The 23169-nt window shown below is 58.2% G+C and carries 24 protein-coding genes; 9 read left to right on the top strand and 15 right to left on the bottom strand.

All coding sequences use genetic code 11. The annotated features are described in order from the left end of the window. Positions 1-2: 2 nt before the first annotated feature. The 13 genes from VSR68_RS35160 to VSR68_RS35100 all read right to left on the bottom strand — a co-directional run bounded on the left by VSR68_RS35160 (position 3) and on the right by VSR68_RS35100 (position 13057). The gene (locus tag VSR68_RS35160) at positions 3-752 is read right to left on the bottom strand and encodes an electron transfer flavoprotein subunit beta/FixA family protein (RefSeq protein WP_342944161.1); all 750 of its coding nucleotides are present in this window, start codon (positions 750-752) and stop codon (positions 3-5) included. A 6-nt stretch (positions 753-758) separates the two neighbouring features. Next, on the bottom strand, positions 759-1544 hold the full coding sequence (locus tag VSR68_RS35155) for an enoyl-CoA hydratase-related protein (protein WP_342944160.1): 786 nt from the start codon (positions 1542-1544) through the stop codon (positions 759-761). A 209-nt stretch (positions 1545-1753) separates the two neighbouring features. Continuing rightward, positions 1754-3016, bottom strand: coding sequence for an NAD(P)/FAD-dependent oxidoreductase (locus VSR68_RS35150; RefSeq protein ID WP_342944159.1), 1263 nt, complete (start codon positions 3014-3016; stop codon positions 1754-1756). A gap of 2 nt (positions 3017-3018) precedes the next feature. After that, entirely contained in the window at positions 3019-3879 is an 861-nt protein-coding gene (locus tag VSR68_RS35145; protein WP_342944158.1) for a MaoC/PaaZ C-terminal domain-containing protein, read from the bottom strand. Between the two features lie 8 nt (positions 3880-3887). After that, complete coding sequence (locus VSR68_RS35140; protein WP_342944157.1) at positions 3888-4664, bottom strand: enoyl-CoA hydratase/isomerase family protein; 777 nt, start codon at positions 4662-4664, stop codon at positions 3888-3890. After that, on the bottom strand, positions 4661-5572 hold the full coding sequence (locus VSR68_RS35135) for an alpha/beta hydrolase (protein ID WP_342944156.1): 912 nt from the start codon (positions 5570-5572) through the stop codon (positions 4661-4663). The genes VSR68_RS35140 and VSR68_RS35135 overlap by 4 nt, the downstream gene beginning before the upstream one ends. Positions 5573-5579: 7 nt before the next feature. Then, positions 5580-6374, bottom strand: coding sequence for an enoyl-CoA hydratase/isomerase family protein (locus tag VSR68_RS35130; protein ID WP_342944155.1), 795 nt, complete (start codon positions 6372-6374; stop codon positions 5580-5582). A gap of 83 nt (positions 6375-6457) precedes the next feature. Continuing rightward, on the bottom strand, positions 6458-7636 hold the full coding sequence (locus VSR68_RS35125; RefSeq protein ID WP_342944154.1) for an amidohydrolase family protein: 1179 nt from the start codon (positions 7634-7636) through the stop codon (positions 6458-6460). 273 nt (positions 7637-7909) lie between these two features. After that, a complete protein-coding gene (locus VSR68_RS35120; protein WP_342944153.1) occupies positions 7910-8140 on the bottom strand; it encodes a lipoyl domain-containing protein in 231 nt (76 codons plus the stop codon). 43 nt (positions 8141-8183) lie between these two features. Next, entirely contained in the window at positions 8184-9176 is a 993-nt protein-coding gene (locus VSR68_RS35115) for an alpha-ketoacid dehydrogenase subunit beta (RefSeq protein ID WP_342944152.1), read from the bottom strand. Then, complete coding sequence (locus tag VSR68_RS35110) at positions 9173-10174, bottom strand: thiamine pyrophosphate-dependent dehydrogenase E1 component subunit alpha (RefSeq protein ID WP_342944151.1); 1002 nt, start codon at positions 10172-10174, stop codon at positions 9173-9175. The genes VSR68_RS35115 and VSR68_RS35110 overlap by 4 nt, the downstream gene beginning before the upstream one ends. A 460-nt stretch (positions 10175-10634) precedes the next feature. Next, on the bottom strand, positions 10635-11795 hold the full coding sequence (locus VSR68_RS35105) for a M20 aminoacylase family protein (RefSeq protein WP_342944150.1): 1161 nt from the start codon (positions 11793-11795) through the stop codon (positions 10635-10637). A 32-nt stretch (positions 11796-11827) separates the two neighbouring features. Continuing rightward, positions 11828-13057, bottom strand: a complete 1230-nt coding sequence (locus tag VSR68_RS35100) for a diaminopropionate ammonia-lyase (RefSeq protein ID WP_342944149.1) — start codon at positions 13055-13057, stop codon at positions 11828-11830. Positions 13058-13239: 182 nt separating this feature from the next. Between VSR68_RS35100 and VSR68_RS35095 the strand changes: the two genes are divergently transcribed. Next, positions 13240-13716 (top strand): Lrp/AsnC family transcriptional regulator, encoded by a 477-nt coding sequence (locus VSR68_RS35095; RefSeq protein WP_342933353.1) that lies wholly within the window; start codon positions 13240-13242, stop codon positions 13714-13716. Positions 13717-13769: 53 nt separating this feature from the next. Here VSR68_RS35095 and VSR68_RS35090 read toward each other — a convergent pair whose 3' ends face one another. After that, the gene (locus VSR68_RS35090; protein ID WP_342944148.1) at positions 13770-15308 is read right to left on the bottom strand and encodes a GMC oxidoreductase; all 1539 of its coding nucleotides are present in this window, start codon (positions 15306-15308) and stop codon (positions 13770-13772) included. Positions 15309-15600: 292 nt separating this feature from the next. Further along, complete coding sequence (locus VSR68_RS35085; protein ID WP_342933351.1) at positions 15601-15930, bottom strand: carboxymuconolactone decarboxylase family protein; 330 nt, start codon at positions 15928-15930, stop codon at positions 15601-15603. A gap of 492 nt (positions 15931-16422) precedes the next feature. On the opposite strand from VSR68_RS35085, the gene VSR68_RS35080 reads away from it, so the two are divergent. The 8 genes from VSR68_RS35080 (at position 16423) to VSR68_RS35045 (ending at position 23159) form a co-directional block, all read left to right on the top strand. Then, on the top strand, positions 16423-16872 hold the full coding sequence (locus VSR68_RS35080; protein WP_342944147.1) for a DUF305 domain-containing protein: 450 nt from the start codon (positions 16423-16425) through the stop codon (positions 16870-16872). A gap of 8 nt (positions 16873-16880) precedes the next feature. Beyond that, complete coding sequence (locus tag VSR68_RS35075; RefSeq protein ID WP_342944146.1) at positions 16881-18335, top strand: YncE family protein; 1455 nt, start codon at positions 16881-16883, stop codon at positions 18333-18335. Beyond that, positions 18332-18883, top strand: a complete 552-nt coding sequence (locus VSR68_RS35070) for a sigma-70 family RNA polymerase sigma factor (protein ID WP_342944145.1) — start codon at positions 18332-18334, stop codon at positions 18881-18883. Before VSR68_RS35075 ends, VSR68_RS35070 begins: the two co-directional genes overlap by 4 nt. After that, complete coding sequence (locus VSR68_RS35065) at positions 18884-19660, top strand: anti-sigma factor (RefSeq protein ID WP_342944144.1); 777 nt, start codon at positions 18884-18886, stop codon at positions 19658-19660. It abuts the gene before it with no gap. A 313-nt stretch (positions 19661-19973) separates the two neighbouring features. Next, positions 19974-20507, top strand: a complete 534-nt coding sequence (locus tag VSR68_RS35060) for a GlcG/HbpS family heme-binding protein (protein WP_342933346.1) — start codon at positions 19974-19976, stop codon at positions 20505-20507. 162 nt (positions 20508-20669) lie between these two features. Then, positions 20670-21056, top strand: coding sequence for a hypothetical protein (locus VSR68_RS35055; RefSeq protein WP_342944143.1), 387 nt, complete (start codon positions 20670-20672; stop codon positions 21054-21056). Beyond that, positions 21057-21368 carry a hypothetical protein gene (locus VSR68_RS35050; RefSeq protein WP_342944142.1) on the top strand — a complete coding sequence of 104 codons (312 nt, stop codon included), beginning with the start codon at positions 21057-21059 and terminating at the stop codon, positions 21366-21368. Between the two features lie 225 nt (positions 21369-21593). Then, entirely contained in the window at positions 21594-23159 is a 1566-nt protein-coding gene (locus tag VSR68_RS35045) for a methyl-accepting chemotaxis protein (protein WP_342944141.1), read from the top strand. Positions 23160-23169 lie beyond the last annotated feature (10 nt).

Genomic DNA, 23169 nt, shown 5'->3' with positions numbered 1-23169 from the left:
TCTTACAGCACCTTGGCTTCGGTCTTCAGCTTCTCGACCAGCGTCTGAACGTCGGGCACCATCACGCCGGCACTGCGCTTGAGCGGCTCGGCTACCGTCAAAGTCTTCAAACGGGGAGCGACGTCCACACCGAGGTCTTCGGGTTTGATCGTTTCGAGCGGCTTCTTCTTCGCCTTCATGATGTTGGGCAGCGTGACGTAGCGCGGCTCGTTCAGGCGCAAATCCGTCGTCACCACGGCCGGCAACTTGACGGCAATCATCTCGAGGCCCCCATCGACTTCCCGCGTCACGGTAGCCATTCCTTCAGCGATCGAAAGCTTCGAAGCAAAGGTGACCTGGGGCCAGTCCAGCATGCTCGCAGCCATCTGTCCTGTCTGATTCGCGTCGTCGTCGATGGCCTGCTTACCACAGATGACAAGTTGCGGCTTTTCGCGATCAGCGACTGCCGTAATAATCTTGGCTACGGCCAACGGCTGCAATTCTGATTCGGTTTTCACGAGAACCGCGCGATCGGCGCCCAGCGCCAATGCATTGCGCAGCGTCTCGTGGCAAGCCGCCGCCCCGCAGGACAAGACGACTACCTCACCGGCGATCCCGTGCTCCTTCAGGCGCACAGCCTCCTCGACCGCGATCTCGTCAAACGGGTTCATTGCCATCTTGGCATTGGAGAGGTCGACACCACTACCGTCGCTCTTCACGCGGACCTTCACATTGAAATCCACAACGCGCTTGACCGGAACCAAAATCTTCATATTCTGCTACTCCTCGATTTCACCTGCATGGCTGGTTTTTCGCCGCCCAAGCCGATCAACAAAACGGCTCAGCGCATCCTGTGCTTCGCGCGACGCGAGAAGCTTGGAGAAGTGCTTGCCCTCTTCTTCCAACGTCAGCATCAACGCCGCATGCTGTCCTCGACGCATCAACTCCTTCGTCTTCACGACAGCATTCGGCGGGTGCTGCGCGAGCTTGAACGCAGCAGCGCGCGCGTGATCCAGTGCAGCACGGTCATCAACCACTTCGGTGACCAGCCCGCCAAGCACTGCCTGGTCGGCATTGAACGACTCTCCGAGGAGCAGCCATCGCGCGGCCCGCTTGTAGCCGCCACCCTGCGCCAACAAAAGACTCGAACCGCCTTCCGGGCATAACCCGAAGTCGATAAACGGCATCTGAAAGCGCGTTCCGCGTCCCGCATAGACCACGTCACAGTGGAGTAAGGCAGTCGCCCCTACGCCTATCGCCCCACCTTCCACCGCCGCCACGATGGGCTTGCCGCAACTCGCAATGGCGCGAAAGAACCGCAGCGGCACGAATTCCCTATTGGAATCATGGCCGATGAATTCGGACAACGCGTTTCCCGAAGTGAAATAGCCCTCTTCGCCGTGGAACAATAGAACCCGAACCTCTGGGTCGACACTGGCTTGGGCAATCAACTCTGCGAGTGCCACGTACATCTCGTTGTCGATCGCGTTGCGGCGCGATGGCGCATTCAAGCCGATGGTCAAGACGCCCCCGGCCTTGCTGGTTACAACTGCGTCGGTACTCATAGATGCTCGCCCGCTCGTTGCACGATAGGCTAGAGATTACCATAAAACTAACTACATGTCAGTTTCGTTGGGAGGCTACCGTCACCCCTCGTCTCGCTGTCATGGAACTGACTCTGCACCGTTCGCAGCTCGCGATTGACTTGCTCAGATGGATCCGTTGATCTCAAGCGGCTATCTATCATCGTCCTGCAATCGAACGATCGAGGCGCTCAGATCTGTGCTATCCGCGCATGCGCGATATCGGCCATTACGTCTTTGAGAGAGCTCGACTCGTCGATCAGTCGGGCGGCATCCACTTTGACTCGTTCGGCAACCAAGCGCTTGGCGACCATGAACTCCTGCGGACGATTAACCGCGTCCGCTGAAATCACTACGCCCTCTCTCAGGTAGAAGGCTACGAAGCGATCTTTCTCCATCGCACCGCGTACGACGAACTGGTCGAAGCCCTCCGATAGGCCGACCATCTGAAGCTTCAAGTCATACTGATCGGACCAAAACCACGGTACCGCGCTGTAGGCGGCAGGCTTGCCTATCATATTCGCCGCCGCCACTCGTGCCTGCTCCAGCGCATTAGGCACCGACTCGAGCCGCATCCGCCGTTGATAAAAGACATTCTCGTGGAACGTGCAATCTCCGCATGCGACGATATCCGGGTCCGACGTCAGCAAGTGCGCGTCTACGACAATCCCGTTCGACACTTCGAGCCCTGCGGCTTCGGCCAGCTCTGTATTCGGTACTAGCCCGATGCCGATGACCACAAGGTCTGCGTCGACGCGCTGCCCGTCCGTCAACACGAGGGCTTCAACTTTCCGTGCGCCATCGAGTGCCCGCACCCCAACGCCAGTGCGAATTTCGACTCCGCGCGCGCGGTGAACGCTTTCGTAATACGCCGATATCTCCGGTACAGTCACGCGCGCCAGCACTCTCGGCAACCCCTCGATGACGCAAACATGCAGTCCGGCCTTTACTGCTACTGACGCGGTCTCGAGCCCGATGTACCCCCCACCGATGATCACCAGGCGCCGCCCCGCCTCGAACTGTGTCCGCAGGCGCTGGATATCTTCGATGTTGCGCACGTAATGGACGTTTGAATGTGTGGCACCCGGCAACGGGAGTTTTCGCGCGCGCCCGCCCGTTGCCAGTCCCAACTTGTCATACGGGAGAACGGAACCGTCAGCGAGGCATATCCGATGTGCATCACGGTCAATGCGCTCGACGGCAGTTCCAAGCATGCATTGGATTCCTTGTTTTTCGTAAGCATCGGCGGTTTTTAGGTAAAGCGACTCCAGGCTGACCTCGCCGGCCAAAAACGCCTTGGACAACGGTGGACGCCGATACGGAGGGTATCGCTCGTCACCCAGCAAAGTGATGCTTCCAGCAAAGCCCTGAGAGCGAAGCGCACCTGCCAATTCGGCGCCGGCCTGTCCCGCACCGACGATGACGACTCGGCCTGTGGAGATATCGAGTTGCATGGTTACTCGCGCAGTTCAATTCGACCATTGTTGATCGCCAGCACATTCCGTTCGGTCGCCCATACGCGGAATGCAATCGCTTTCGATTCGCGCCACATTTCGGTGCGCAGCGTCTCGCCCGGGAAAACCGGCGAGGTAAACCGGCCGAAAATCGACGCGACTCGTTCGGCTTGATAGTCCAGCGCAGCGCGGATGACCGCGTGCGCAGCGACCCCCCATGTGGCAAGCCCGTGGAGGATTGGGCGCTCGAAGCCCGCCTTGCGGGCGACCGCAGGGTCTGCATGCAGCGAATTCCAATCGCCGTTGAGGCGGTATAGCAAAGCCATATTGTCAGCCGTCGGCATTTCGCAAGATAAGTCGGGCGTCCGCTCCGGGATGGCCGGTGGAGAAGGCACTGGCTCCGCCGGCCCGCCAAAGCCCCCGTCCCCACGCGCCAGCATGGTTTGCGTGATGGTGCAGAGCGGATCGCCTGTATCTCTTTCGAAAATACGCCGCTCGTAGGTGATGAATGCGCCTTTGCCAGCGCCCTTGTCAATGACGCTCACGACTCGTGATTTCCCAATGACATCCGCCTGGACCGGCAATGGCTTGTGCAGTACCAGCCCCTGTTCCGCGTGAACGATCCGCACCCAATCGAGGCCCGTGTCTAGCAGTTGGGGCCAAAAACCCGGATGGGCAAGTACAACCCCCATCGTCGGAACAGCACATAGCTCCCCTTCGTAAGCGAAACGCAATTGCCTTGCGTCGAGAGGATCCGAACCGTAGCCTAGACTGATGGCGTAGAGCAACGTGTCCCGATGAACATACCGTTGGGCCGTGTCTGGAATCGGCAACGACAACAGTCGCTCGCGATCGATTGCCATGCGGCCTCCTACAATCCTTGGAAAGAAGGTGCTCGCTTTTCAGCGAACGCAGCGACCGCTTCACGATGATCCTTCGTCAAGTAGAGCGCCGCCTGGTTGTCCATTTCGTATGCCAGAGCCTCCTCGAGCGTCGTCATACCGCGGGCGTATGCCGCCTTTAGCAGCGCTACCGACATTGGCGCATTGGCACCCAACTCCCGAGCAATAGCAACGGCTGCCGAGACCGTCTCGCCAGGTTCGACAAGGCTATCCGTCAAACCCAGTCGCTGTGCTTCTTCCGCCTCCACTTTCTGCGAGGACATCAAGATCCTCTTGGCCTGAGCAAGGCCGATGCGTTGCGGCAGCGTATACATCAACCCCAGGTCGGGTATCAGCCCGACTTTCGCAAAGGAAGAGACAAATCGCGCGCTTTTGGACGCGACGAGATAATCGCAGGCCGCAGCCAGCGAGAACCCTGCTCCCGCGGCATACCCCTCGACGGCGCCCACCACCGGTTTTCCCATCTGCGTCAATGTACGGACCACCCGATGCGCGATGACCATGCGCTCACGCCCAACCGGGAGCGGTCGCTCGGCCGACATACCGGATATATCGCCTCCTGAGCAAAAGTGCCCTTCCGCGCCCGTCAGCACGAGCGCTCGACAGCTTGCATCTACGCGCAGCGCCTCGAGATGGTCCGCGAGAGCCAGCAACAAATCGCGCGATAGTGCGTTGCGGGTCTTCGGATTGTTCAGTGTGACGATCGCGACGCTGTCCGCTCTTTCCGTCAGAACCAGTTCATTCATGAAGCTTCTCTCTGGAGTTGAGTCAAAACCAGCAGCGAGCGCAAGGTGGCGATCAGTGCGGCCGGCTGGTCGATCATCAGATGGTGATAGCCGCCGGGAATACCTACGGGCCCATATCCTAGTGGCAGGAGGTCTACGATGCGTCGAGCGAGGGCCGAAGAAACGATCGCACTAGCTTCGCCATAGACGTAATGCACGGGCCGGTTCACGCTACGCAGCAACAACTCTCCGTTATCCTCGTGCTGAGCGCCAGCGGGAATCGCCGGATCGAACTTCCAACGCCAGCCACCCTCCACCTTCCGTAGCGAGTGGCGCGCAATGTACTCGAAGGCCCAAGGGTTGGTCTTCGGCTGTTCCGGCAACAGACGGTAGCGCCCCACTGCGACGTCAAAGTCGGCATAGATCCGATCGCCGCGCATGTTCGGCGGCGCTTGTGGATGATCGCAGCCCTCAAATACCACATAGCTGTCAACGACAATCAGCCGCGAAAACAGGTCGGGCCGTTCCGAACAGGCGCGCAGCACTCGCAACCCGCCGCTGCTATGTCCCACGGCAATAACGGGCCCAATTTCGAGCGCCTCGATCAATCCGGTGATATCGCGCGCACCCGTGCCCGGTGGATAGTGCGTGCGATGATCGCTATCGCCCATCCCCGAAAGATCGAGAGCAATCACCCGATGCGTCGGCGCAAGAAACGGAGCAATAAAATCCCACCACCGAGCATGTGCCCCATATCCATGCACGAGCAAGAGCACTGGCTTATACGTGTCGCGCAAAGACCATCCGCGGTAGTGCAACTGCACACCGTCAGTTCCGACACGCCGCGATTCACCGGGTTGCGATAATGCCCAACTGAACCATTCGGGCGCCATCTGTTCGTCTACGGATGGGGAAGCCGAGGTCTGCATTGCCCGCTCATCGTCCCGAGAACGTGGGCTTGCGCTTTTCTCGGAAGGCATTGATCGCTTCTTGGTGGTCTTCTGTAAGAGATGAGACGTTCTCATAGGCCATGCCGACATCCATCATGCTAGCGGCCATTTGGCGCAGCGGCACATTGATCGTGCTCTTGCTCCAGCGCAGCGACTGCACGGGCATTGCTGCGAGCTTGTCGGCATACGCATCCACGTACGAGTCGAGCTCGCCCGCAGGCATGACCCCGTTGATCATTCCCATTTCGTAAGCCTTCGCAGCCGAGAATTTCTCACCGGTGAACAGGTAATGCTTGGCGCGCGCATATCCGATCAGGTACGGCCACATGATCTGACCACCGTCACCGCTGATCAAGCCGACATTGTTATGGGGATCGCCGAAGCGAGCATTATCCGCGGCAAAAATCACGTCACAGAACACGGCCACTGTCGCGCCCAGGCCGATCGCATCGCCGTTGACCTTTGCGATGATCGGCTTGTCGCACTCGAGCAAGCTCGTCACAATGCGCTTTGCTTCACGCACCGCTTGATAGAAGGCCGGCGGGTTGTCGCGCAGCCACTGCATGTGCTCGATGTCTCCACCTGCGCTGAATGCCCGCCCCGCACCGGTGATAACGATGATGTCGCTCTCCTCATCCTCAACGACGTCGGAGAATACTCGCGATAGCTCGGTGTGAGCCCGTCCGGCGAAACTGTTGAGCTTTTCGGGCTGGTTGAATGTGATAGTCAAAATACGGCCACGACGCTCGAATCGCATCGTTTCATAGGCTGAATAGTTCATCGGCTGACTCGGAAAATGCGGGTTGGAAACTGGGAACGACCGGCGTCTTCACGAAATGTTAAACATCAGTCGTCGATACGCACTCAGCGCTTTCCCTCGAGCAATCCTTTGAGGTTGGCGCTCATGATCTTCTCTACTGTCTTTGCATCGATATCACCTACGTCCTTGAAGAAATCCAGCGGTACGCCCAGCCCCTCCGGGTGGGGCCAGTCGCTGCCGAACAGCACACGGTCAGCCCCCATCAGTTCAACCAATCGGTCGATTGGATCTTCATAAAACGGCGAGATATAGACGTGTCTACGAAACGTATCGAGCGGGTCCCCCCGAAAGCACTGCGGCATCTTGTGATACGTGCTGCGTATGCGCTTGAGCAGAGGCTCGAGCCATGACGAGCCGTTCTCGAGTGACGCGACGCGGACATTTGGGAAACGGTCGAAAACACCGTGGACGAGCAAGGCAGCAAGAGAATCGGAGATCGCACGCCCCATCGCGTCGAGCAACTCCGGAAACGAGTCCTTTTCAAACGGGCGCCATTCCCCCTTTTCGCCAGCAGTCCACCACCGGTTGACTTTGTCATAACCCGAATCGGACACATGCAGGACGACAAATACCTTCGACTCGTCGATACGCGCCCAGAACGGATCGAACTCCGTACTGCCGATCGAGCGGCCGCCCCCGATACCCGGCACCGGCGCTGGGCGGATGCCGACTACCCGCGCGCCATTGCGCAGCAAATATTCGAGCTCCTCGACTGCAGCGTCTACATCGCCAAGATGGATCATCGAGACGGGGAATAGCCGGTTCGCTCGCGCGAGACCAAATTCTTCAACCACCCACTGATTCAGCGAATGGAAGAGCGCGTTGACTACATCGGCACGAGCGCCGATGCGCTCTTCAATCACCGACGCCAGAGTCGGCAATATCAAGCCTGCGTGGATTCCCTGCTGGTTCATCACATCCAGATGCGCAACGCCATTGTTGAAAGCCGGTTGCGACCGAATCGGATCTCCTCCGAACTCGCGAAGCGACTTCCCTTCCGGGTTCTGACCGCGGTACCACTTCTCGTGCGCACCGGGCGCCGCGACAACCTCGAACGTGGGATTGGGGATGTAATCGCTCAGTACGCCCGCCACCGCGAGCTTGGTCCGGCCGTTGACCTGCACGTACTGGAATTCCTGCCGGTATTGCTTCGGCAAATGCTTCAAGAAGGCATCCGGCGGTTCATAGAAGTGTCGATCGCAGTCGTATATGGAGTAGTTCATTGCATGCATCCCTACCTCCTGAGCAAAATTACGCGCATAAAACTGATTGATCGTCAGTTTTATGCGCGAACTAAGTCCGTCGTTGATTTATGATCGAGTGCCGCTACAAATTCCGCATGTAGTTGTTCGGTCCTACCGTCACCCCAAGCGTAATGCTCGCTTCTCGACTACATTGAACGGCCCCGTTTCGCTTTCATACAATCCGGCAATCCCCTCTGTGGCAAGATGCACCGAATCTCTCACGCAGCGAAGCGGCCACAACTTGGCCCGCCGTCAGAGAATCTCTCCGAGCACCGTGCCGACTTCGTAGCTTTCGCCGGCTAGCTTTTGAATCTTCAACGTGCCCGTCGCCGGCGCCTCGATGTCGTTCACGGCCTTTTCGCTTTCAAGCGCGTAGATCGGATCGCCCTGGCTAACGGCGCTACCGTCGGGGACCAGCCATTCGACAAGGGTCCCTTCGTTCATCGAAAAGCCGATCTTTGGCAAAAGGATGGGAGTAGTCATTGATATATTTTCCCGACACGTGGTGAAAGGATTAAAACTCGACTCAACGCAAAGTTTTGCGCAATGCTGCTTCGATCTGTGCCGCACCCGGAATGAAAGCTTGCTCCAACGGTTTCGAATACGGCACAGGGCAATGCGGAGCGCCGATTCGCTGCACCGGCGCGCGCAACTGGCTAAACAGCTCTTCGTGTATCACCGAGGAAATTTCCGCGCCTACGCCAAAAGGTTTTACCGCTTCGTGTGCGACCACTGCGGCCCCCGTTTTCGCCACGGACTTCAGCACGGTGGCGCGATCCCACGGTGCGATCGTGCGCAGATCGATGACCTCGATTGCAATATCTTCGCCAGCCAGCTTGGTAGCAGCCGCAAGAGCCGGTGCGACTTGCGGCCCGTAGCACACTACAGTCGCGTCGCGTCCCTCACGCACTATATTGGCCACCCCTAATGGGATGCGCAGGCCGGGATCAGGAGGATCGCCAGGCGTGAAATAGGTGGGCAAATGTTCGATAAAAATACATGGATCATCGTCAAAGATGCAGGACAATAACAATCCCTTCGCCTCGGCGGGCGATGAGTACGTCACCACCTTCAAACCAGCGGTATGCGCGAACCACGCTTCCAAATAGTCAGCATGTTGACCCGCAGTCGAAAAACCCGCGCCGGTGGTGGTGCGAATGGTAAGCGGAACCTGAGTCTGTCCGCCCGACATAAAGCGCAATTTGGCAGCGTGGTTGACGATCATGTCCATCGCAACCGTGGTGAAGTTCATCAGCATGATCTCGGCGATCGGCCGCATGCCGACCATCGATGCGCCGATCGCTGCACCGATGATCGCCTGCTCGGAGATCGGCGTCGACCGCACTCGGGCATCACCATATCGAGTGGAGAGGCCCTTCGTTACACCCATTACTCCACCGTCTTCGGGATCGGCGACATCTTCGCCGAGCAAGATCACCTCCGGGTCGGCTGCCAAGGCCTCGTCCAGCGCCATATTGAGCGCCTGAACGGTAGTTATCTTGTTGGTTTTCGCGGTCATTGCCGAATCTCCTTAACCGACGTATCGGCCCATACGTCGCAGCTCAATTCCGAGACGGCTGGAAATGGGGCGGCCACGGCGAGATCGATGGCGCGTTCGATCTCTTTGCTATAAGTTTCGTCGATTGCGGATAGTTCAGCGTCGCTCGCGTGCCCCTGTTCGATTAGCCATGCCCGGTATCGAGGGATGGGATCTGCTTGCATCGCAGCCGCCTTTTCTGCCTTGTCCATATAGGCATCCGCATCGCCGAACACGTGACCGTAAAACCGGAAGGTCATCGCCTCGATCAACGTCGGCCCCTCGCCCGCACGCGCTCGCTCGATCGCTTCATGGGCCGCCGCGTACATCGCTAGAGGATCATTGCCGTCGACGGTTACCCCAGGTATCTGATAACCGACTGCGCGATCCGAGATCCTTGCCGCCGCCGTGGCCTTTTCATAGCGAGTATGTTCGCCGTAGCGGTTGTTCTGGCAAACAAACACGACCGGCAGTTTCCAAACCGCCGCCATGTTCAGTGATTCATGAAAGGCGCCGATGTTCGACGCCGCATCCCCGAAATAGGCAATCGCCACCCGCCCGTCGTTACGGATCTGCGATGCCAATGCAAGGCCGTTGGCGATCGGCATGCTGGAACCGACAATCCCGGTGGTCACCATCGCGCCCGAGCTCGGGTGAGTGATATGCATTGGGCCGCCCTTCCCCTTGCACGTACCTGTCGCTTTCCCGGCGAGTTCAGCCCAGAGGTCGTTCAGAGGCACGCCCTTCGCGAGCATGTCGTGAATCCCGCGGTAGATCGTACAGATGTAGTCTTCCCGCCTCAAATTGACCGACACCGCGGCGGGAATCACTTCCTGCCCGCGGGGCGAATAGTAGATCATCGGTATGCGTCCCGACAGGATCGCCCCGCGCGCCTGCTCATCGTTCTGCTTGAGAAGGCTCATCTTGCGATACATCTCGATCAGCGTCGCTCGATCGGGCTGTGCGGCGGTCTGACTCATGCTGGTGCCTCCTGCAATGCCAAGTATGGGTTGCATAAATCGATTCGTCGGAAGGAATAACATTACAGCCGGCAGCCGAAGCGTCCGCCCGATAGCTGACACTATATCACTTTCTTGGTCGAAGAAAAGGCCAACCGATATTTGATGGTAGGGTATCGCATTAGGTACAAGGGATTTGGCGTCTAGGAGAAAGGGCGAGGATTCCACAGGCCCTCCGGTCGACCATCCATCCAGCGCCGCAACGACACTTGGCTGTCGAAGTATGTGGCTCGACGCGGCGGAATAAAGTTCGGCGAGACGCCTTGCCGCGTCCCGCCGATGATACCGCCCGCTCGGATTCCGGGGAATCCTTTGAGGACACCGCCTCGCGCGGGATGTCGTGCCCTGCGCACGGCCTGAACTTCAAATGGCTCAGTAGTTGATCGTATGATACGGTCCCGGCAGCAGCCCTGCTCCGCCCTTACACCGGCAGTGTAAGACGGGCAAGTTCCGCGAAGTATCTCGCTCCGGTGAGCAGAATGTCGTCGTTGAAGTCGTACGTGGCGTTATGGAGCGGTACTCCCCCTGCCTCGTTGGCGACACCGTTCCCGATGAATACGAAGTTGCCCGGTACGACCTGTAGAAATGCGCCGAAGTCTTCCGAAATCATCATTGGTTGTACGTTCGCGTCGACATTTTGTTCGCCCGCCACACGCGTGGCCGCTGCAACGGCGACTTCGACGTACCGCGGAGTATTCACCGTCGGCGCGAATTCATGGGTGTACTCGAATTCGCAATCCACTCCGTGCATTCGACAGAGCCCCTCGCAGACCTCACGCATACGCGTCTCCAGCAGTTGCTGAACTTCCGGCGCGTAGCTACGTGTATCGCCTTTGATCGTGACATTCGACGGAATCACATTGCGCAACCCATCGGTGATGAACTCCGTGCAAGAAATCACAGCCGGCAGACTTGGATCGAGGTTGCGAGAAATGATCGTTTGCAGCGCAAGTACGATCTGCGACGCGATCACGATCGGATCGACGCCCATATGCGGACGTGCGGCGTGCGTGCCTCGCGCCTTAATGTGAATGACGAAATTGTCTTCGCTGGCCATGATGCCGCCCGGCCGCGTCGAGAAGCTACCCGCCGGCATGCCAGGCATGTTATGCGCACCGAAGATCGCGTCGACCGGAAAGCGTTCAAACAAACCATCCTTCATCATGGCCTTCGCGCCGCGACCGTGTTCCTCCGCCGGTTGAAAAATGAATCGGACGGTGCCGTTGAAGTTGCGCTGCTCGGCAAGCAGGCGGGCCGCACCCAAGATCATCGCCATATGACCGTCATGGCCACAGGCGTGCATTTTTCCTGGGATGCACGAGGCGTGAGGCCGACCGGGGACGTTCTCCGTAATGTTCAGGGCGTCCATATCGGCGCGCAGCCCGATGGCGCCGCTTCCGTTGCCGACCTTCAGGTTTGCGACAAGCCCCGTGCCACCGATGTTGCGGTAGACCTCCAAGCCGAGCGTCGTCAATACGTTCGCAACGTAGTCCGACGTCCTCTTCTCCTCGAATCCTGTTTCCGGATGCTGATGAATTTGGTGGCGCCAGTTCTTCAACTGTTCCTGCAGCGAGCGTTCCATGATGCATTCTTCTCCGTTTGCCATTGTGTCGTCTACTGAACGACACGAAGTTTCCATGCAGCTTGGCGCGCTTCGACCGCGTTCGCGGTTTCGCCAACCAGTTCCCGGTAGACGGAGGGCGCAGTCGCCCCTTCAGTGTTGATGACCAGCACGCGCGACGTTGGTCCGAGCCCTGCGGCTTGCGCAAGGTCGCGGCTCTTCATCAGCACCGCCAATCCGGCATACCCCGCAGCACCCGACTCCCCCGCCACCAGCGGTGCGTCCCGCTCAGAGCCACGCGCGAGCGAACGCATTGCCGCAATTGCGTCGTCATCGGCGATCGTCATGAAATGATCGATGCATCGGTCAAGTATCTTCCACGCGAGTGGGGAAGCTTCACCGCAGGCCAACCCCGCCATCACGGAGTCGACGGACCCCGTCGCCCGGGATGCGAGCCCCGAGATTGCACTTTGGTACAGGCAGTCCGCCTGTTGCGGCTCGACCACGATGAAATTTGGCCGTTCGGCGCCGTAGTGCTCCCACAAATAGCTCGCAATTCCGGCGGCTAGACCACCGACGCCCCCCTGCAGAAATACATGCGTAAAGGGAGGCCGGGAAGGTTCCTCATTCAGTTGCGCCACAATTTCCGCCGAAATGACGCCGTAACCCTGCATGACATCTCGAGGGATTACCTCGTAGCCCTCGTACGATGTGTCGGACACGACATGCCAGCCATTGTTTGCCGCAAGTCGCGCGGCGTGCTCAACGGATTCATCATAGTTTCCGTCGATGCGAACGATTTTTGCCCCATAGGCAGCGATCGCTTGTTCCCGCTCGATGCTCACGTTGGCATGCAGCACAATCACGCACTGACAGCCGATCGAACTGGCCGCCGCCGCAAGGGACTTCCCATGATTTCCGTCTGTCGCGCTAATCACCGTCAGGTTCGACAGCATCTGCGCGTAATGCCCCGTGATCAGTGCTTTCGGCTCGATGTCGTGGGCACGCCATTGACGCATGACAAGTCGCATCAGCGCGACGGGAGCACCCAAGGCCTTGAAGCTCCCAAGGGGTGACCGAAACGATTCGTCCTTGAGTCGTAGCTCGGACACACCGAGAGCCGCGGCTGCATCCGGCAGGTCCCACAATGGCGTTGCGGCCCCGCTGATCTGCTCCCATTTCGAAAGCCACGCGCCGCTCTCATGCGCGGCACGTATGTTGAGAATGTCCCTCAAGGCCCCGGGGTACGAGGTATGGGACGACCGAGGGTTGGCAATCAGCATGTCGGGTTGCTCCGGTGAGGCAGCCGAGTCGGGGCCGCGGATTCGTTTGATTCGAGCGGGATCGCTTGTATCTTCGATCCCCTTTCGAGCAAAATAGTATTCCGCTGCGACCTCGAACAGATCTCTTCTTTTGCATCGGGTGCGCAAAAAAATCTCTATTTACCGGGAGTTTTTGAAAAAACATGCACGATGACCTTGATAGCTTCGACCGAAGGCTCCTGGCGGAAGTGCAGCGCAACGCTCACATTCCGCAAAATGAGCTGGGCACCCGAGTCAATCTCTCTACGGCGGCCGTGAATCGAAGACTGCGCCGTTTGTTGGAACTGGGCGTCATCGACCGCTACGTCGCGGTGATTGCGCAGGAAAAAGTCGGCTACAGCCTGACGATCATCACGTTGGTCGAGATTGAGAGCGAGCAGATCGATCAACTCGATGCGATGAAACGCTCGTTCCAGCAATGCCCATTGGTTCAGCAGTGCTACTACCTCGCCGGCGAATGGGACTTTGCGCTGGTACTGACCGTGAAGGATATGGACCAGTACAATGAGCTCACGCGCCAACTGTTCTTCGCGAACAACAATGTGAAGCGCTTCAAGACGCTAGTCACCATGAGCCGGGTCAAGACAGGACAGAACGTCCCGGTCGACCTACAAGACTAGTGGTGCTGCGCGGGAGATTGCCGATTACACCGCCTTTTCGGATCCCTATACCGTCAAACACCTCGTAGCGGACGGAGGGCATCACGCTGCAGTGACTCCAACAACCTATCCGCTACGTGGGCCGACCATGCGGCGATCGACAGACTCGGTGGCGCTCCGGGAGGCATAGGGAGCGCCGCGGCATCCGTTACATAGATCCCGGGGTTATCGAAAATTTCCCCGTTGGCGTCGACGACCCCCTCGGAATTCGACGCTCCCAAACACGCCCCCCCAATTGGCTGAACCGTTACAGGCGCACCGGTTGCGTACACTTTGGTTTTTGTCGACGCTTCTATATTCCGTATTTCTTCCGAGATTTCCTTATAAACATCGTTGTCACGCTTACTATATTTAATGGTAAACGTACCATTCCGCATCACCATCAAACCATTCCCCTCATCCCCTCCGATAGCAACGATAAACGAATTCTTGCGCAACCATTTTTTCATAAACATCGGAAGAGGAATATCATCCAAACCCTGAATTCCCGCTCGCAGCATCTGCGCAGATTTGCTCCGCGAATTTTTTACACGGAAAGGTTCACTGAGTGGTGTCCCCTGCGTAAGATCTCTCTCGCTGTTTTCAAGCCAAAAACCGAAAAAACCACCATTCGTGCCGAATCTATAACCCAACCTCGGCATGCCATCCAAACCACGATCAACATCGCGACTCTTCATTAGCAAACGAACAGTATTCACTCCGCCGGCGGCCAGGATGACGTTTTCTGCAAGCACGCTTGCGTCAAGTCCGTTTCTATGGTTTCGATAGCGAATTTCGTATCGCAGTTTGCCTCGGCCTCCCGCTCCTAGTTTTCGAAGCGACTTGACCTCGCAGAGATCCCGCACAATCAAGCCATCTTGCATTGCCGGCCAAATGACCGAGAAATCCAACGTTGTTTTGGCTCCGGACGGAGAACCGAGGAAGCTGTTGTTCCGCATGTCGCACTCCCAGCGCTCCAGCCCATAACCGGCCGACACCTTGCTCGCATGCCCGGGGTGCTTGGGCAGAAGAATGCCTACGGGTGCGTTTCTCAGCCCAGCGTTCGATAGCTCGCCGTTGTAATTCGTTCCATCTATTCGGTTCGGAACCTCATCATCTGGACACACAGGTCTTGCGTCGAGAAGCGCAAGTATCTCGTCATAGTAGCTCTCCATGTGCTCTTGAGAAATTCGCGGATCCCAATGATCCCAATACCGGGGATCGAATGGTCTACCCAGCACCGCCGCATAGATATGACTCCCTCCTCCGACGTTCGAAGAGCAAATCACATTGATGCCTTTACCTAGGTATGCCTCAACAAAGCCCCTTTTATTTAGGAGCATCTCACCTTTAAAGAACCGTGATCTGACCGATCTGAGGCCGTAGTTAAACGCATGCCGGCCTTGGGGGAGAGGCGCCAATTCATCCATGCCACTCGACTGCATAGGAACCGTATTTCGCCACGGACCGCGCTCGAGCATCAATACGTCCCTCCCCGCCTCGGCGAGTCTTTTTGCGGCAATAGCTCCGCCAAACCCACTGCCTATCACCAATATCTCGACTCGATCATCCATGGCTCTATGCATTTCCAATGAATTTCAAAGCTCGGCCGCGCCGGCCCGATCGTACGAAGCGAGATACCGACCAACGCCACCGGGCAAAAAACATATCTGCACAGACTGACGAACTTGGCACCGAGCCGTATATCGGTTCGCGTCGACAATCGCCCTTGGAGCCTGTGAGCAACGGGACCGATCAGGCTTGCGTCGGGTAAGCGTCCCACGGGCATGAGGTAGCCTGCAGAACTAGCATGGGGCTCCGCAGGCAGCCTCGCTTAGCAACCCACCAACGTCCTAGCGGATGCTGTTAGCGCTGGTCATACAGCTTCAACGCAAGGAGTCCCTGCCCGTACGCGGCACCAGCACGCATGGCGGCTGCGATCATGCAGACCTCAGCAATTTCTTCGCGAGTGGCGCCGTGCCGTTTGGCGCCCGCAGTATGAAGGTCAACGCAGAGAGGACACTGAGTCGTGAAGGCCACGCCCAGTGCGACGAGTTCCCGATACTTATTGGGAATCTGGCCATCCGTGCGCGCGATCGCGTCATGATGAAAAGCCTTAAACGTCTCTCCATCGGGACCAGCGAGTCGGAACAGCTCTTCTGACAAGTTGAGGTCGGACCTTTCCTGATAGCTCATTTGACGATTCCTCTTTTTGGATATCAGCTTCGAAGTTCGCGCAGACGAGAGCGCGTTAACAACGATAGACAGGCAAGAACCTACTCACAAGGCAGACGTGCTTTGTCGGATCACAATAAAATGTTTATCGCCCCTGCCTCGTCCGCCCTTCAATCCTTCAATCCCAGTTCGCATCCGATGAAACCGCATGGATGCGGCGAATGGTAAGCCGATTGAAGGAGGACGGAAAAGCTCAACTGACGCGCATCAGGCGCCTTACGATTTAGGTCTTCGAGGAAGCCAGTTCCAGCTATTCCTCAGAGGCCACCGTGCGACTCGCAAATGCTCTCTCGGAAGAAATTCTTTCACACCGAAAAACCTTATCTCGCTTGCCCCCGGCACTCTTGTACTCAAGACTTGCTTCCGTTCGAGCATGGACCCTGCCGAATGGAATAAACCTGATCGTGCAGCGTCCACCGGGGGGTGGGGATACACCCGAGACAGGAAATCAGGATGAACTGCGAAAAAGCAAAATCCGTCGCAACAAATCGATGGCGCGCTCAGCGTTGGCCATTGCTGCTGGTTGCCTCTGCAATCGCAACCGCTGCACATGCGTCGACGCTTCAAGAGGCGTTCCACGCGGAAAACGACGCCGCGATGGACAAAATGATGGCTGCTATGGAGATCAAGCCCTCGGGCGATATCGATCGAGACTTTGCCGCCATGATGATTCCCCACCACCAAGGCGCGATCGACATGGCTCTTGCGGAACTGCGCTACGGAAGCAATGAGCAGTTGCGGCGCATCGCCCAGGAAATCATCGTTGAACAGCAGCAGGAGATCGCCGCGATGCAATTCGCCCTGGGCGAACAACTCCCCCCGTCTGTACCGTCACCGACACAAGTCAGTGCACCAGCGCATCAGGCTATCGACGCGCCGGAACACAACGAACACTCGCACTAGGAACCCGCATGCTTAAGAAACTCTTGCTCTCATCGCTCGTTTCATCCGCGTTTTTGTCGGCCATGGCCGTCGCCGGCCAAGTACCTGGCCGAGAGACCGACGCGGATATTCCTGTCAGTCATCGGGACCGCATCTACGCAGCCGAGCAATTTTCGAACACCGTATCGGTAACAGACCCGGCCGATAACAAGCTGCTCGGCGTCATTCGTCTGGGCGATCCATCTCCCAGCAGCTTTAGTCCGCTCTACCACGGCCAAGTTCTCGTCCACGGTCTCGGTTTCTCGCCGGACCATCGAACGCTTGCCGTCGTATCGATCGGGTCGAATTCGGTGACATTCATCGATACCGAGACCAACGCGGTCAAACACACCACATATCTCGGCCGCTCCCCCCACGAGGCCTTCTTCACGCCTGACGGCAAGGAGGTTTGGGTCACTGTCCGAGGCGAAAACTATGTCTCGGTGATCGATGCGGCCACTTTCGAAGAAAAGACGCGCATCACGACGGCTGCCGGCCCCGGAATGCAAATCTTCTCGACCGACGGGAAGTACGCATATGTTTGTTCATCGTTCAATCCCGAGACAGCCATCATAGAGGTCGCGTCGCACAAGATCATCGCGAAGGTGAAGCAGGACAGCCCGTTTTGCCCGAACATCGCGGCTTCACCCGACGGCAACCAGGTCTGGTTCACACTCAAAGACACGGGCAGGACGACTGTATTCGACGCACGCCCCCCCTTCAGCGTGATCAGGTCGTTCGAAACGGGACCGATCACGAACCACGTCAACTTCGCCAAGACGAGCAACGGGACGTTCGCCTACCTGACCGTGGGCGGTCTCAACCAGGTGAAAGTCTTCAGAACAAATGACTTTTCGCAGGTTGCCACCATCCCTGTCGGTAACCTCCCGCACGGTGTGTGGCCCTCCGGCGACGGTAGCCGCGTCTATGTCGGCCTAGAAAATGCGGACGCCCTCGCCGTCATCGATACGGCATCGAACACCGTTGTCGGCAACGTACCGATCGGCCAAGCTCCGCAAGCCGTCGTGTATGTTCCTAATGCCGTGCCCAGCGGCGGGACAGGGATGCAGAATCTGCAGGCCCTGGGCGTAGCAGGCCAGGTAGCCTCGTTGTCGCTGGTCGAGGCGGGTACCGGCATGGGTCGAACGAGCGTTGCGTTGTTCGACCAAGGCTTGTCGCAAGTCCTGCAAGCATCCGTCACCGGATTGAAACCGAAGCAGCCCTACGTCATTGCGCTCGCCAAGAACGCTGACGGCTCCGGAACACTGGAGCCCCTGGCCAACTTCATGACCAATCCCGCCGGTTCGGCCATCGTCAACGCAGTCGGTCCGATACGCCAAGTTGTTCAAGCTGAGGCGACCAATGCCCGACGATATCTGGTAGTCGCGCCAATCGTTCAGGGCAAACCTGCAGAGCCGGTTCAATTGCAGGTTGCCACGCAATGATCGGCAGCGCGGGCATCGCCCTCATCACGGAACTCGAGCCAATGATTCCGGCGCTGCGTCGCTATGCCAGCGCGATGGTCCGTGACCGCGACCTAGCTGACGACCTCGGTCAAGATTGCCTCGAGCGAGCCATCAGCCATTGGGAAACCCGGCGGCGCGCGGAGAATACCCGCCAGTGGGTATTCTCCATCGCCCACAATCTCATCGTCAGCAGGTTGCGGCAACACGCGCGGCGTGGGTTGCACCTCGATATTGCAGACGTCGACGAGGGCGCCTTCGCCGTCCCCGCGCCCCAGGAGCACCGGATCCGCCATGGGGAACTGATGAAGGCATTGGCCGCGCTACCCGAAGATCAGCGCAGCGTAATCTTGCTGGTATCCGTGGAGGACCTTACCTATGCGGAAGCCGCCAAGACGCTGAACATCCCGGTTGGAACCGTGATGTCCCGTTTAGCTCGAGGACGAGAGCGCCTGCAAAGCGCTCTCGACGGCACCGGAAAGCGGGAGGCACGTACTCAAGGCGGCCCGTTCTTGCGGAGGATGAAGTAAGTGGACAAACATCAGCAGCCAGCTCCCATTGTCGAAGAGGATTTTCATGCCTACATCGACCATGCGCTTGACGCCGATCGCCGCAAGGAAGTTCAAGATTATCTGGATCGTGATCCTGCGGCCGCAGCCACCGTAACAAAGTTCGCCGCGCAGCGGCAACGCCTGCGATCCGCACTTGCACCGATTGCCGACGAAGCTGTTCCCGAGCGGCTGCGGGTGAGTTCGCTGCTCGCGCATCAGCACAAGTCGCGCCCTACGATTTGGCGAATGGCCGCAGCAGTCGTGCTTGCACTTACGACCGGCACCGTAGGCGGCTGGCATATGCGAGGCGCACTGGCGCCGAGCGGCGGCATCTCGGTACTCGCTGGCGAGGCACGCAGCAGCTATATGGCCTATGCAGCCGATCCGGCTGCGGAAATGGACAAGGCGGATTTGATCAAGCTGGTGTCAGAGAAGCTTCAGCGGCCGGTGGAAATTCCGGACCTAAGCCGATCCGGTTACCAATATGTCGGCGGTAGATTGGTGTCAACGGTTCATGGCTCAGCTGGATTGTTCTTCTATGACCGAGCCGATGGAACGCGCATGGCCATCATGATCAGGCCGATGGTTCGCGAGAAGGAGGCACCGATGATAGAGCAGGCCGCGGGAAACGTAGGCGGTATCACTTGGGCAGCGCGTGGACTTGGCTACAGCGTGGTTGGCACTGAATCGCCTCACCTACTTCACCCCATTGCAGACGAGGTCCGTAGGCAGGTGCGTGTCGGGCCTTCGGCGTAGCGAAAGCGGCAGGAAACCGTTGCTTTGCAGCTGGTCGTCGCCGGCCCGAGTTCGCTCTTTGATGAGCAATGGCATCCGGTGACCCAGTGCCTTGTCCCGCGTCGTCTAAACATTTTCTTTCTCTAGAAACAGAATATCTAGTTTGCCGGGAAGCACTTTACGGTGAACAATAGCCTCGGCTCAGGTCGGCGGGCTGGGTCCCGCGAGGCGTTTAGTCAACCTTAGTATTTGTGTTCGACGAGAGATCTCCTACTTGCGCGAGCTCGACGCAGCGAGAGCGTTGGACGGCCCCCTCTTTTTCATGAGAAATCAGATGGCAAAAACAAAAAGCATGATTGCGCTGAGCACGATCGCAGTCGCAAGCCTCACCTCGCTACCGACAGCACACGCACAAGTTTCAACCAGCGGCTACGTCCTGCCAATGAAGCTCGCATTGGAGGCGGCGCTCGAAGCGGTGCAAACGTGCACTGCAAAGGGCTACGCTGTCACGGCGACCGTAGTCGACGTCGCAGGAACGCCCCAAGCTGTCTTGCGGGGCGACCATGCGGCAATCCATACGAAAGATTCCTCTTATCGGAAGGCGTACACAGCAGCTTCGATGGGTCCGGTTTTTCATTTCGAGCGTACTAGTCAGTTCCTGGATCTACTCACCTCGAAATTTCCGCCCCTTGCTGCAGAGTCCTTGGCATCCACGCCAAATGTAACAACGTTGCCCGGTGGGGTGGCCATCAAGGTCGGCGATGAGATCGTCGCGGGCATCGGCGTGGGCGGTTCGCCTGGAGGGGACAAGGACGAAGCGTGCGCGCTAGCCGCGGTAGCTAAGATCAAAGACCAGCTACCGCGCTAACCCCACAGCGATCCGCGCCCGGTGCCGCGCTCGGCTTGTCGAATTCCATACCGCCCTTCTCATTCTGCTATTAGGACGCCGTATGCTGAAGAAACTGACCTCCGCACAACGACCGAGCGAGTCGCGATCGCAGCGAGTGGGATCGCGAAAGGCAACCAGGCGATGAAGCAGGTGTCCGATATGGTAGGCGAAATCGCCTCCGCCTCCGAAGAGCAAAGTCGCGGCATCGAGCAGCTCAATCAGGCAGCCGTGCAGATGGACGAGCTAACACAGCGGAATGCGGCGTTGGTTGCAGAAACGGCCACCGCGGCGAAATCGCTGGAAGAGCAGCCGACTAAATCAAAAGACTTCGTTGCCTCGTTCAAATTCTCGAGTGACAGTTCTTCGATGCAAAAGATCGCCCAAGAACAAAGACCCCAGCTTTCCGTGCGGAAAGCGTCTGCCGATCCCGCACTCACGAAAGAAGGCCGATCCACCGTTACCGCTACCGTTATTGGCACCATCAAGCCGGCGAGGCGCATTGGAGCAAACGGATGGGAGACGTTCTGAATGTCTGCCCCGACGTGCAATACCTTGGAAGGCCATCTGCGAGTACTCAAGCGGACACTTGAGACGAATGCTAATGCGATATCCGTCTTTGGCGGACGGCTCGCGGTACTGTACAAGTTTGTTGATGCGGTGTTGCCTCTCTTGGCCACTTCGCAGCGCAAAGAGGTCACGCACCGCTTCCGTCAGGGCATAGAAGACGCTCTGTCGTTCGGAGACGATTTGCCACTGCCCGCCGAGTATCAGGAAGCGCTGCTGAATCAGACCAACGTGCTCTTGATCGCGCTGCAGGCAGAAGGCGCCATGCCCAACTAGGTTCTTCGCGCAACCCGCACCGCCTCGTTTGGATCCCGGGCCTCCTCTCCACCCTGTCCCGGGATCATTTGGGGTGCCGTGCCAGCACGGCACCTTTTTTTTCCGTCTCGAGGAAAACCAGCGGAATGCGCGTAGACGGGCACCCTCTTCGTTCCAGCGCTTATAAAGCATTCGTCATCACTGTCTCGAGCACGGGGATTTCTTGTTCGATTTCTCATGAGAAAAATGAATAACCTCAAAATCGGCGTTCGTCTTTCCGCAGCCTTTGGTCTCTTGATCGCGCTGCTGATCGGAATCTCGATCCTCGCGGCAACTCAACTCCGCGCGGCGAGCCAACGCACACAAGAGCTGGTCACCGAAACCTATGTCAAGGTTGATCTCGCTCATCAACTCAAAGATTATGCGAACTTCGCGGCGCGTCAGATGCGCGCCGCGCTGCTGGCCCGCGACGCAGATGAGGTCACCAAGTACCTGGAGCAAGTCCAGCAAACGCGCATAAAGTACGATCCAGCGATCAAGCAACTCGACGCGCTCATTCGCTCTACTGAAGAACGCAAGCTCTTCGACGAGATGAGAGCTGTACAGCTGCACTACCGGGATACGCGTAACAGGGTCGCTGATCTCACCCGGCAGGGGCACAAAGACCAGGCCATCGATCTCAGTTTTGATGATCTACGCAAAGATCAACAAACGTACTTCGACGCGCTCGACAATCTGGTGAAATTCCAGACCGACCTGATGGTGCAAAGCGGCAACGACGCCGCGGCCGCCTCGCGCAGCGCCACACTGACCATTGCCGGAACCGCCCTTGCCGCAATCGTACTCGGCATCATCTGCAGTTTGGCGATCACTCGCTCGGTCGTCGCGCCAGCACGCGCGGCTGTCGAATCGGCCAATCGCGTCGCTGAGGGAGATTTGACGGTCCACGTCGAAGCGCGGACGCACGACGAGATGGGCCAGCTTATGCAAGCCTTGCAGAAAATGAATGGAAGGCTTGCACAGATCATCGGTGGCGTCCGGACAAGCGTCGAGACCATCAATTCCGCCGCGAGCCAAATTGCCACGGAGAACGCCTCGCTGGCCAACCGCACCGAACAGCAAGCCGCCTCACTCGAGCAAACCGCTGCAAGCATGACGCAATTGACCGAAACAGTGAAACAGAACGCGGACAACGCGCATGAAGCGAAAGCGCTCGCAGCGGATGCGAGCGACATTGCGGATACGGGCCACTCCGCGGTGCAGGAGATGCTTGGGACAATCGGGCGGGTCAATGAAAGCGCTACGGAGATCTCGGAGATTACGAGCCTCATCGAAGGCATCGCATTCCAGACCAACATCCTCGCGCTCAATGCCGCGGTTGAGGCGGCACGCGCCGGCGAGCAGGGGCGCGGCTTCGCCGTAGTGGCGAGCGAGGTGCGCTCGCTCGCGCAACGCTCGTCCGCGGCGGCGAAGGAGATCAAGGGAATCATCGAGACATCGGTCGATATGATCCAAGATAGCGCGCGCCAGGCTGGCGAGGTTGGCGCTAGCGTGGAAAAGATCAAGCTGGCGGTGCGCAAGGTATTGGACATCGTCGCAGAGATTTCGACCGCATCCGAACAGCAAACTGATGGCATCGAGCAGGTCCACACTGCTGTCAATCAGCTTGATCATGTGACCCAGCAGAACGCCACCCTTGTGGAGGAATCGGCAGCAGCGGCGCGGTCGCTCGAGGAGCAGGCGATCGAACTGCGCACCGCCATCTCCATCTTCAAGGTGGATACACGCCTGCCCGCGCTTAGTGCTGCGTGAAATATACGTA

It is taken from the genome of Paraburkholderia phymatum (assembly GCF_038900715.1).
Classification (GTDB): domain Bacteria; phylum Pseudomonadota; class Gammaproteobacteria; order Burkholderiales; family Burkholderiaceae; genus Paraburkholderia; species Paraburkholderia phymatum_A.
This window is presented reverse-complemented; position numbering and strand designations above follow the sequence as displayed.